Source organism: Streptomyces sp. KR55 (assembly GCF_052245645.1).
GTDB classification, from domain to species: Bacteria; Actinomycetota; Actinomycetes; order Streptomycetales; family Streptomycetaceae; genus Streptomyces; species Streptomyces flavusporus.
This window is the reverse complement of record NZ_JBQQCE010000340.1, coordinates 1-10922: the sequence shown is the minus strand read 5'-3', so window position 1 is coordinate 10922 and position 10922 is coordinate 1. Positions and strand designations below refer to the sequence as shown.

Below are 10922 nucleotides of genomic sequence, written 5' to 3'. Positions count from 1 at the left end.
GGGTGCCGTGGAGCGAGCGGCTGCGCCCCGGCGACATGGGCCCCGGCGACCTGCTCCCCACGGACGCCGAGGATCTGCGGCTGGAGCCGGGCTTCACCGGCGAGGAGGAGCCGCCGCCGAGCTCCGCGGTGTCCGCGGACATGGCGGAACTGGTCGAGGCCGAGGACGCCGAGGTCACGGCGGGACCGCCGGCCACCCTCCCGACGGCACCCACGCGCGGCTCGATCGCGGCGCTCGCCGAGGAGCTGGGCATGCGCCGCGCCCGGGTTCTGTCCCGGTACGGGCTGCATGTGGCCGCCGACCGCTGGGAGGAGGGCTTCGGCCCGAAGACGCCGATGGCGCAGGCGGCGCCGGCGTCCTGCGTGAGCTGCGGCTTCCTGGTGCCGATCGGGGGGTCGCTGGGGCAGGCCTTCGGGGTCTGCGCGAACGAGTTCTCGCCGGCCGACGGCCGGGTGGTGTCGCTGGCGTACGGGTGCGGTGGGCACTCCGAGGCCGCGGTGATGCCGAAGCCGCCGCAGCCGACTCCGCCGGTGATCGACGAGACGCGGGTGGATCCGTTCCCGCTGCGGCCGGCGCGGGATTCCGGGTCGGTTCCGGAGGTGTCCGACGAGTCGGCGGCCGAGCTGGGGCACTCGTAGCGTCCCGACGCTACGGCGGGCTGAGATCGTGACGTCACGGTCGTCGCTCCCGCGCGATACCTTCTCCTCACGGCGATGAGGAGAGTGAACGTGAGCAAGTTCGTGCGGCCTGCCGCCGAAGGTGCGGACCCCTTCGGGACGGCTCGTCTGCGGCGCGGGGTGCTGGATGCCTGGGCGACCAGCCCGGCGCGGTTCCGTGAGGACGCGAACGCCGAGGAGGATCTCGTCCTCGGCGGCTACCGGGACCGGCTCGTCGTGGAGCTGGCGCAGAACGCCGCCGACGCCGCCGCCCGGGCCGGCGTGCCCGGTCGGCTGCGGCTCACCCTCCGCGACGGCGTGCTCTTCGCCGCCAACACCGGCGCCCCCCTGGACGCCGCCGGTGTCGAGTCGCTGGCCACTCTCCGCGCCTCCGCCAAGCGGGACACGCCGTCCATCGGCCGCTTCGGCGTCGGTTTCGCCGCCGTCCTGGCCGTCACCGACGAGCCCGCCGTCGTCGGCCGGCACGGCGGTGTCCGCTGGTCCCTGGCCGAGGCCCGTGACCTCGCCGCCGACACCGCCCGGCACAGCCCCGGCCTGGGTGACGAGATCCGCCGGCGGGACGGACACGTGCCCCTGCTCCGGCTGCCGTTCGCCGCCGAGGGCACCGCGCCCGATCCGTACGACACCGTCGTCATCCTGCCGCTGCGTGACACCGCCGCCGCCGATCTCGCCGAGCGGCTGCTGCGTGCCGTCGACGACTCCCTGCTGCTCACCCTGCCGGGACTGGAAGAGGTCGTCGTCGAGATCGACGGCGACACCCCCCGCACCGTGCGCCGCAGCACCGACGGCGCCTTCACGGTCGTGGAGGACTCCCGCGACGGCGTGACCCACTGGCGCACCTCCTCCGCCCACGGCCCCCTCACGCCCGACCTGCTCGCCGGCCGCCCCGTCGAGGAGCGGCTGCGCCCACACTGGTCCGTCACCTGGGCCGTGCCCATCGACGCCGCCCACGGCACTCCCGTCCGGCCCCGTCCCAGCCCCGTCGTCCACGCCCCCACCCCCAGCGACGAGCCCCTCGGCGTGCCTGCCCTGCTCATCGCGTCCCTCCCGCTGGACACCACCCGCCGGCACGCCGCGCCCGGCCCGCTGACCGACTTCGTCGTGCAGCGCGCGGCGGACGCGTACGCCGAACTCCTCGCCGAATGGCGGCCGGTGACCGAGGCGATCATCGACCTCGTGCCCGGCCCGCTGGGGAAGGGGGAGCTGGACGGGGCCCTGCGGCAGGCGATTCTCGAGCGGCTGCCGCGGACGTCCTTCCTGCCGCCGGCCGTTCCGCCCTCCGGCGACGGCTCCGACGAGCTGCCCGAGTCCCTCCGGCCGCGGGACGCCGAGGTCGTCGAGGGCGCCGGCGCCGACACCGTACGGGTGCTCGCCGAGGTGCTGCCCACGCTGCTGCCCGCCGGGCTGGAACGGCGGGTCGAACTGCGCACGCTCGGGGTCGCCCGGGTCCGGCTGAGCGACGCCATCGACCGGCTGGCCGGCCTGGAGAAGGAGCCCGGCTGGTGGCGGCGGCTGTACGACAGCCTCGCCGGGGTGGATCCGGACCGGCTCACCGGGCTTCCCGTGCCGCTGGCCGACCGGCGGACGACGATCGGGCCCCGGCAGGTCCTCCTGCCCACCCCGGACGCCGCCCGCATCGACCCCGAGGTCCTCGCCCGGCTCGGCCTCAAGGTCGCCCACCCGGACGCCGCGCACCCGCTCCTGGAGAAGCTCGGTGCCCTGCCCGCGACCCCGCGTGCCGTGCTCACCACCCCGCAGGTGCGCGCCGCCGTCGCCGCCTCCCTCGACGACGAGGGCGGCGCCCTCTGGGAGGAGGACGCCCCGGACGCCGAGGAGCTGGCGGACACCGTCCTCGCGCTCGTGCGGGACGCCGGGCTCGAACCCGGCGACGAGCCCTGGCTGGGCGCCCTCGCCCTCCCGGACGAGGAGGGGGAACTGGCCCCGGCAGGCGAACTCGTCTTCCCCGGCAGCCCCTTCGCCCAGGTCATGCGGGAGGGTGAACTCGCCTTCGTCGACGCCGAGCTGGCCGAGCGCTTCGGTGAGCAGCCGCTCGCCGCCTGTGGCGTCCTCGCCGACTTCGCGCTGGTCCGCGCCACCGACGTCGTCCTCGACCCCGACGAACTCGAGCCCCGTGAAGGGGACTTCGCCGAGCCCGACGACCCCGGTCTGCTGGACGCCGTGGACGTCTGGTGCGAGGACATCCTCGACCGCTTCCCGGACTCGCCGGTGCCGCCGGTGGCGACGGAACTCATCGCCGTACGCGACCTGGATCTGGTGGCCGACGACAAGTGGTCACAGGCTCTTGCTCTGCTGTCGGTACCCCCCTTGCGTGACGCCGTCATTCAGAGTGTGCGCATCCTGCTGCCCGACGGCACCCATGAGGTCGTACGGCCCTACACCGCTTGGTGGTTGCGCGGGCACCCGGTGTTCGACGGGCGGCGCCCCGCCGGACTGCTCGCCGCCGGTGGGGATCCGCTGCTGCGCGGCCTGTACGACGAGGCCGACGCCACCGGCTTCGACGACGAGCAGGTGCTGCGGGCGCTCGGGGTACGGACGTCGGTGGCGGCCCTTCTCGACGAGCCGGGCGGCGCCGCCGAGCTGCTGGACCGGCTCGCCGACCCCGAGCGGCAGGTCACCAGTACCCAACTGCACGGACTGTACGGCGCGTTGGCCGAGCTGGACCCCGACCAGGTGACCCTGCCGGACGAGCTGCGGGCGGTCGTCGACGGGCGGGTCGAGGTCGTGGACGCGGCCGACGCGGTGGTCGTCGACTCGCCGGACCTGCTGCCGTTCACCGAGGGTGTGCCCCTGCTGCCGGTGCCGCCGGCCCGGGCCGCCGAGCTGGCGGAGCTGTTCCAGGTGCGGCGGCTGAGCGAGTCCGTCACCGGTGAGGTGGACTCCGAGGGCACCGAGCACGAGGTGCCGGAGCCGGTGCGGGTGCTGCTGGGCCCGCGGACGCCCGACACCTACGTCGAGCACGAGGAACTCGTCGTCGACGGTGTGGAGATCGACTGGCGGGTCACCTCCGACGGCGTACTGCACGCCGCCACGCTGGAGGGCGTCGCCGCCGGTCTCGCCTGGGCGGCGGGCCAGTGGCCGCGGCGCTTCGAGGTGGCGGCACTGTTGGAGGACCCGTCACGGACGGCGGAGTTGGCGCGGGACCGGTGGTTCGACTGAGCCGAGGTGTGCGGCCGGCGGGGCCTTGGGCGGGATCTTGAAAAAGCTCGCACAAATTCCACGCCGGTCGTACAACTATTCACTACCGTCACGGGTCTGATCGTGCGAGCCAACAGGCTCCACGATCACTTGGGTCTCGCCGCGCTCACGAGCCGTAGGGAACGAAGGGCAGCGGGGCCCCTCTCCTCATGGGGAACGCATGCGTATACGCGCCACCGTGGCCGCCGTCTCCGGCGCCCTGGTCCTGTCCGCCCTCGTCGCGCCGCTCGCACAGGCCGACTCGCAGGGTGCCGCGAGCACGGACCGCCCGAGCGCCGCCGAGCGCTTCGGCACCTCGTCCTCCTCCACCAAGTCGACGTTCAGCGCGGCCGCCGCCGCGCCCACCGTCTCCAACGTGACGGTGAACGCCGGCAAGAACGTCGTCCTCGGCACCACCACCGTCAAGACCTTCACCGTGTCCCTGACCGCCAGCCACCCCAGCGGCATCGCGGACGCCTACATCGACCTGTGGCACGGCACCGACGTCGAGACCGACGTCGACGGCTACATCCCGCCGAACGAGGAAGTCGCCAGCTGCACCGCCAGCAGCGCCACGACGTCGACCTGCAAGCTCACCCTCACCGCCGCGCCCGGCATGGAGGGCAACGTGTACGCCAACGCGCTGGCCGGCACCTGGCATGTGACCGCCGGCGTGCTGTCCAACGACGGCGAGATCTACTGGGACGACTACTACCAGACCCACAAGGTCCAGCGCCTGTCGAAGCTGACGGTCAACGCCTCGCCGGAGCCGGTGGTGAAGGGCAAGACCATCACCGTCACGGGCAAGCTGACCCGCGCCGACTGGCAGAGCGGCTCCTACGTCGGCATCCCCAGCGGCCAGTCCGTGGTGCTGCAGTTCCGTAAGGCGGGCACCACCAACTACACGAACGTCAAGGGCATCAAGACGGCCACGGGCGGCGCCCTGAAGACGACCGTCACGGCCTCCACCGACGGCTACTTCCGCTTCAGCTACGCGGGCATCACCAGCACCGCTCCGGCCACCGTCGCCGGTGACTTCGTCGACGTGAAGTAAGTCGACGTGAAGTAAGCAACAGCACAACTGCCGCCCGGCCCCGGAAGCCATCCGGGGCCGGGTGCTTTTTTCCCAACTTTCCCTGCCGGAGCAACCGTTACCGGCGTTCGCCTATCTGATCAGGTGAGCCAACAGGCTCCACGATCACTCACTGGGGAACGCATGCGTATACGAGCCACCGTCGCCGCCGTGACCGGCGCCCTGGCCCTCTCCGCCCTCGCCGTACCGGCCGCTCAGGCCGCCGATGTCTCCGGCGTCTCCGGCGCCGACTACCGCGAGGCCGTCGCGAAGATCCGCCAGGCCGCCCACACCCCCTCCGGTGCGACGGCGTTCAGCACCAAGGCCGCCCAGGACGAGCCGTACGCCCTGGACGCCTCCTTCTCCAACTTCAAGATCGCCAAGGCGGTCAAGGTCGGTACCACCGGCCACTACTCCACGACGGTCACCTACACGCTGACCCATGGAGCGGACGTCGACATCACCGCGCAGGACTTCCTGACCGGCCCCTACCTCTACCGGGGCGCCTTCGCCACGCCCGACACCACCCTGTTCGGCGTGAAGCCGGCCACCTGTACGACGGCCACGGCGACCACCGCCACCTGCACCGGCAAGATCGACATCTACCCGGGCGAGGGCGACCTGCTCAACTCCGACTCAGGCACCTGGAAGGGCGCCGCCCTGGCCATCGCGTACAACGGCCAGGACCCCGAGGGCGAGACCTTCGACATCACCAAGGTCGGATACGCCGACCAGGGCGCCCTCGGCACGACCCTGGTGCAGCGCAACTCCAAGCTGACGGTCAACGCCGCCCCGGAGCCGGTGCAGAAGAACAAGACCCTCACCGTCACGGGCAAGCTGACCCGCGCCAACTGGGAGACCGGCAAGTACGCCGGATACTCCACCCAGCCGGTGGTGCTGCAGTTCCGCAAGGCGGGCACCACCAACTACACCAACGTCAAGGGCATCAAGACGAACACGACGGGTGACCTGAAGACCACGGTCAAGGCATCGGTCGACGGCTACTACCGCTTCCAGTTCAAGGGCACCCCGACGACCCCGGCGGTGACAACGGCCGGCGACTATGCAGACGTCCGTTAGCCACAACGCCCCAAAGGGGCGCGGGGCTGTGTCGATTTGCGGCTCCGCCGCGTGGGCGCGACCAGCCGCAACGGCGCCGCAGCACCCCACCGGCATCAGCTCCCTCGGCTGAAGCCAAGCGCTCAGTGGACCGCGGGCCGGCGGTCGACCAACCTCCACAGCACCTCCAGGACGACCGCCGCCCCCACCGCCATCCCCACGGCAACCCACGGCATCGTCACCCCCACCAACTTCAACGCGAAGAACTCCTGCAACCACGGCACCACCAGCACCACCAGGAACCCCGCCCCCATCGCCGCCACCAGCCCGATGCGCCACCAGGTGTACGGCCGGGCGATGATCGCCAGCACCCACATCGCGATCAGGAACAGCGTCAGCGTCGCCGCGCTGGTCTCCGCATCCAACGCCCCCGGACCGGTGTAGTGCTGACGGGCAATCAGATACGTGCCGAAGGTCGCCAGCGCGGCCAGCGCCCCGCCCGGTATCGCGTACCGCATCACCCGCCGCACGAAGTGGGGTTTCGCCCGCTCCTTGTTGGGCGCGAGGGCCAGGAAGAACGCCGGGACGCCGATCGTCAGCGTCGACAGCAGGGTCAGATGGCGGGGCAGGAACGGGTACTCGACCTGCCAGCACACCACCAGGACGGCCAGCAGCACCGAGTAGACCGTCTTCACCAGGAACAGCGTGGCGACCCGGGTGATGTTGCCGATCACCCGCCGGCCCTCCGCGACCACCGACGGCAGGGTGGCGAAGCTGTTGTTCAGCAGCACGATCTGCGCCACCGCTCGTGTCGCCTCCGAGCCGGTGCCCATCGCGACCCCGATGTCGGCGTCCTTCAGAGCGAGGACGTCGTTCACCCCGTCGCCGGTCATGGCGACCGTGTGCCCGCGGGACTGGAGCGCCCCCACCATGTCCCGTTTCTGCTGCGGGGTGACCCGCCCGAACACCGTGCCCTCGTCGAGGGCCCGGCCCATGCCGTCCCGGTCGGCGGGCAGCCGACGGGCGTCGACCGTGCTGCCGTCGAGCCCGAGCTTGCTCGCCACCGCGCCCACCGACACCGCGTTGTCGCCGGAGATGACCTTGGCGCGGACGTTCTGCTCGGCGAAGTAGCGCAGGGTGTCGGCCGCGTCCGGCCGCAGCCGCTGCTCCAGTACGACGAGGGCGGCGGGCTTGGCGTCCCGGGTGGCGTCGGGGGAGTCGAGGTCGCCGGAGGTGCGGGCGAGCAGCAGGACCCTGAGGCCCTCCTCGTTCAGCCGCTCGGTCTCGGCGAGGGCGGGATCGTTCTGCGCGAGCAGCACGTCGGGGGCGCCGAGCAGCCACGTACTGGCCTCGCCGTTGCCCTCGCTGAAGGACGCCCCGCTGTACTTGCGGGCGGAGGAGAAGGGCAGCGCCTCGGTGACGCGCCACTCCTCGCCGTCCGGGTAGGCGGAGATGATCGCCTGGAGGGAGGCGTTCGGCCGTGGGTCGGACTCGCCGAGGGCGCCGAGGACCTGCCGTACGTAGGCCTCGTCGTGGCCGTCCAGCAGCCGCAGCTCGGTGACGTCCATGCCGCCCTCGGTGAGGGTGCCCGTCTTGTCCAGGCAGACGGTGTCGACGCGGGCGAGGCCCTCGATCGCGGGCAGCTCCTGCACCAGGCACTGTTTCCGGCCGAGCCGGATGACGCCGATCGCGAAGGCGACGGAGGTGAGCAGGACGAGCCCCTCCGGGACCATCGGCACGATGCCGCCGACCGTGCGGGCGAGGGAGTCCTTGAGGTCGTTGTCCTTGACCACGAGCTGGCTGATGATCAGGCCGATCGCGGTCGGGATCATCATCCACGTCACGTACTTGAGGATCGTGGAGATCCCGGAGCGCAGCTCGGAGTGGACGAGGGTGAAGCGGGAGGCCTCCTCGGCGAGCTGGGCGGCGTACGCCTCACGGCCCACCTTGGTCGCCTGGAACGCGCCACCGCCGGCGACCACGAAGCTCCCGGACATGACCTGGTCCCCCGGCCGTTTGACGACCGGATCGGCCTCACCGGTGAGCAGGGACTCGTCGATCTCCAGCCCGTCGGCCTCGACGCACACCCCGTCGACGACGACCTTGTCCCCCGGCCCGATCTCGATCAGATCGTCCAGCACGATCTCGGACGTACTGACCTCGGCGGTGATCCCCTCGCGTCGCACGGTCGGCCGTACTTCGCCGATCAGGGCGAGGGAGTCGAGGGTCTTCTTCGCCCGCCACTCCTGGACGATGCCGATACCGGTGTTGGCGAGGATCACGAAGCCGAACAGGCTGTCCTGGATCGGCGCGACGAACAGCATGATCACCCAGAGCACGCCGATGATCGCGTTGAAGCGGGTGAAGACGTTCGCGCGGATGATGTCGGCCATCGACCGGCTGCTGCGCACCGGTACGTCGTTGACCTGCCCGCGTGCGACCCGTTCGGCGACCTCGGCGGCCGTCAGCCCGGTCGTCACCGACGGCACGGGTGCGGGGTGCGCGGGACCGAGCTCGGCGTCCGCGTCGATGTGCGTCATGCATTCGACGGTACGTGCGGATGTGGGGCTTCACCCCCGGAGTGGGCGGAAGATCCGACTACGGGAGGACGGCCGTAGTGCCCTGGGCGTACGGGGGCTTACGGGATGGCCGGCGTCTTCTCGCGCGCCGACCGCTTGATCGCCGCGTCCCGTCGGCGGACGTACCAGATGCCGAGCAGCCCCAGCCCTCCGCCGGCCAGGCAGGTCCACAGCCACCAGGTGTGCCCGTGGTCGTCGAACCAGTCGTAGAACGGCAGCTGCACCAGGAAGAGGACGAACCAGACGATCGTGCCGCCGGTGATGGTGCCGACCACGGGGCCCTCCAGGGGCTCCGGTGCCTCGTGCTTGGGGGTCCACTTCGCCATGGGGGACAGCTTAGAGGCCCGTCGGACGTCGTCGGACGTCTTCGGAGTCCTTTGGGTCTACGCGCGGAGATAGCGATCTCGTCGTCATATGTTCATACTGAAACCGTTTGTTTCTGGCCACTTCTGTTCGTATGAAAGTCCAACGGGGCATGGGGGATGTCCGTTGGTGATGAGGTCCTGCATGTCCACCTCGGCCCCCGCCAAGGCCCCCGCGCCCGAAGGTCCCGGCGCACAGCCCGCCTACGGCACACTCGACCGCTACTTCAGGATCTCCGAACGGGGCAGCACCCTGGCCCGCGAGATCCGCGGCGGTTTCGCCACCTTCTTCGCGATGGCCTACATCATCGTGCTGAACCCGATCATCCTCGGCAGCGCGAAGGACATGTACGGCAACCAGCTCGACAACGGCCAGCTGGTCACCGCGACGGCCCTGACGGCGGCGTTCACCACGCTCCTCATGGGCGTCATCGGCAACGTGCCGATCGCGCTGGCCGCCGGTCTCGGGGTGAACTCGGTCGTCGCGCTCCAGCTCGCCCCGCGGATGTCCTGGCCGGACGCCATGGGCATGGTGGTGCTCGCCGGTTTCGTCGTGATGCTGCTGGTCGCCACGGGCCTGCGCGAGCGCGTGATGAACGCCGTGCCCCATGGTCTGCGCAAGGCCATCGCCATCGGTATCGGCCTGTTCATCATGCTGATCGGCCTCGTCGACGCCGGCTTCGTCTCCCGTATCCCGGACGCCGCCCAGACCACGGTCCCGCTCCAGCTCGGCGCCACCGGTCACCTCAACGGCTGGCCGGTCCTGGTCTTCATCCTCGGCGTGCTGCTCACGCTGGCGCTGATCGTGCGCAAGGTGTCCGGCGCGATCCTGATCTCGATTGTCGCGATGACCGTCCTCGCGGTGATCATCAACGCCGTCGCGGACGTCCCCTCCTGGGGTCTCACCACTCCGACGTGGCCCGGCAACCCGGTCGCCACCCCCGACTTCGGCCTGATCGGCGAGGTCAGCCTGTTCGGCGGCTTCGCCAAGGTCGGTGTGCTGACCGGCACCCTGTTCGTCTTCACGGTCCTGCTGTCGACCTTCTTCGACGCCATGGGCACGATCATGGGCGTCAGTGACGAGGCCAAGCTGACCGACGCCCAGGGCCAGATGCCCGGCATCAACAAGGTCCTCTTCGTCGACGGCATCGCGGTCGCCGCGGGCGGCGCCAGCTCCTCCTCGGCCACCACCTGCTTCGTGGAGTCCACGGCCGGCGTCGGCGAGGGCGCCCGGACCGGCTTCGCGAACGTGATCACCGGCTCGCTGTTCGCCGTGGCGCTGCTCCTGACCCCGGTCGCCACGATGGTCCCGTCCCAGGCGGCCACCCCCGCGCTGGTCGCGGTCGGCTTCCTGATCCTGGCCGGTTCGGTCAAGGAGATCGACTGGGCGGACTACACGATCGCCGTCCCGGCCTTCGTGACGATGCTGATGATGCCGTTCACCTACTCGATCACCAACGGCATCGGTATGGGCTTCATCACCTTCGTCGTCCTGCGCCTGGCGGCCGGACGGGGCCGGGAGGTCCCGGCGGCGATGTACGTGGTGGCGGCGGTGTTCGCCTTCTACTACCTGATGCCGGCACTGGGTCTGACCTGATGCCGCACGGGGGCCGTCAGGTGACCCCGTAGAACCTCTCCGTCTCTTCGACCGCCGACTTGAAGCGTTCGTCGAAGTCGTCCCGAATGAGCGTCCGGATCACATAGTCCTGGACGCTCATTCCTCTTTTCGCCGCATGGTCCCGGAGCCGTTCGAGCAGCTCTCCGTCGATCCGCAGGCTGAGCACACTGGTCCCCATGGACACGAGGGTTGCAAGGCGACCCAGTGGTGCGTCACTTTCCGGAAGTGGCTCACTCATACGGGTGATGATCCGGTTTCAGTGGCGGGGATCACGGGCACCTGTGCGTGTCGCCACTGGTCTTTAGGTAGGGTAATGAGTTACCCTAAAGAACATGCCGGACCTTACCCATGGCGACGACC

8 protein-coding genes are annotated in these 10922 nt (G+C 70.7%); 5 read left to right on the top strand and 3 right to left on the bottom strand.

Annotated features, from left to right (window positions below; genetic code table 11):
• The 4 genes from ACTWQJ_RS36420 to ACTWQJ_RS36405 form a co-directional block, all read left to right on the top strand.
• Positions 1-638 (top strand): DUF3027 domain-containing protein (locus ACTWQJ_RS36420; protein WP_443310735.1); only part of this gene is annotated, 638 nt, incomplete at its 5' end.
• Positions 639-728: 90 nt separating this feature from the next.
• On the top strand, positions 729-3854 hold the full coding sequence (locus ACTWQJ_RS36415) for a sacsin N-terminal ATP-binding-like domain-containing protein (RefSeq protein ID WP_443310734.1): 3126 nt from the start codon (positions 729-731) through the stop codon (positions 3852-3854).
• Positions 3855-4053: 199 nt separating this feature from the next.
• A complete protein-coding gene (locus tag ACTWQJ_RS36410; RefSeq protein WP_443310733.1) occupies positions 4054-4926 on the top strand; it encodes a calcium-binding protein in 873 nt (290 codons plus the stop codon).
• Positions 4927-5088: 162 nt separating this feature from the next.
• A complete protein-coding gene (locus tag ACTWQJ_RS36405; protein ID WP_443310732.1) occupies positions 5089-6024 on the top strand; it encodes a hypothetical protein in 936 nt (311 codons plus the stop codon).
• A 122-nt stretch (positions 6025-6146) separates the two neighbouring features.
• Here ACTWQJ_RS36405 and ACTWQJ_RS36400 read toward each other — a convergent pair whose 3' ends face one another.
• Both ACTWQJ_RS36400 and ACTWQJ_RS36395 read right to left on the bottom strand, forming a co-directional pair.
• Positions 6147-8543 carry a cation-translocating P-type ATPase gene (locus tag ACTWQJ_RS36400; protein WP_443310731.1) on the bottom strand — a complete coding sequence of 799 codons (2397 nt, stop codon included), beginning with the start codon at positions 8541-8543 and terminating at the stop codon, positions 6147-6149.
• A 98-nt stretch (positions 8544-8641) separates the two neighbouring features.
• The gene (locus ACTWQJ_RS36395; RefSeq protein WP_443310730.1) at positions 8642-8908 is read right to left on the bottom strand and encodes a DUF2530 domain-containing protein; all 267 of its coding nucleotides are present in this window, start codon (positions 8906-8908) and stop codon (positions 8642-8644) included.
• A gap of 181 nt (positions 8909-9089) precedes the next feature.
• Between ACTWQJ_RS36395 and ACTWQJ_RS36390 the strand changes: the two genes are divergently transcribed.
• On the top strand, positions 9090-10541 hold the full coding sequence (locus ACTWQJ_RS36390) for an NCS2 family permease (RefSeq protein ID WP_443310729.1): 1452 nt from the start codon (positions 9090-9092) through the stop codon (positions 10539-10541).
• Positions 10542-10557: 16 nt separating this feature from the next.
• Here ACTWQJ_RS36390 and ACTWQJ_RS36385 read toward each other — a convergent pair whose 3' ends face one another.
• On the bottom strand, positions 10558-10746 hold the full coding sequence (locus ACTWQJ_RS36385) for a ribbon-helix-helix protein, CopG family (protein ID WP_129803610.1): 189 nt from the start codon (positions 10744-10746) through the stop codon (positions 10558-10560).
• Positions 10747-10922 lie beyond the last annotated feature (176 nt).

What these genes read in the sequence shown, in the direction of transcription:
- ACTWQJ_RS36410 (WP_443310733.1), top strand. Translation starts at nt 4,054, where the DNA reads ATGCGTATACGCGCCACCGTGGCCGCCGTCTCCGGCGCCCTGGTCCTG.
- ACTWQJ_RS36405 (WP_443310732.1), top strand. Translation starts at nt 5,089, where the DNA reads ATGCGTATACGAGCCACCGTCGCCGCCGTGACCGGCGCCCTGGCCCTC.
- ACTWQJ_RS36400 (WP_443310731.1), bottom strand. Translation starts at nt 8,543, where the DNA reads ATGACGCACATCGACGCGGACGCCGAGCTCGGTCCCGCGCACCCCGCA.
- ACTWQJ_RS36395 (WP_443310730.1), bottom strand. Translation starts at nt 8,908, where the DNA reads ATGGCGAAGTGGACCCCCAAGCACGAGGCACCGGAGCCCCTGGAGGGC.
- ACTWQJ_RS36390 (WP_443310729.1), top strand. Translation starts at nt 9,090, where the DNA reads ATGTCCACCTCGGCCCCCGCCAAGGCCCCCGCGCCCGAAGGTCCCGGC.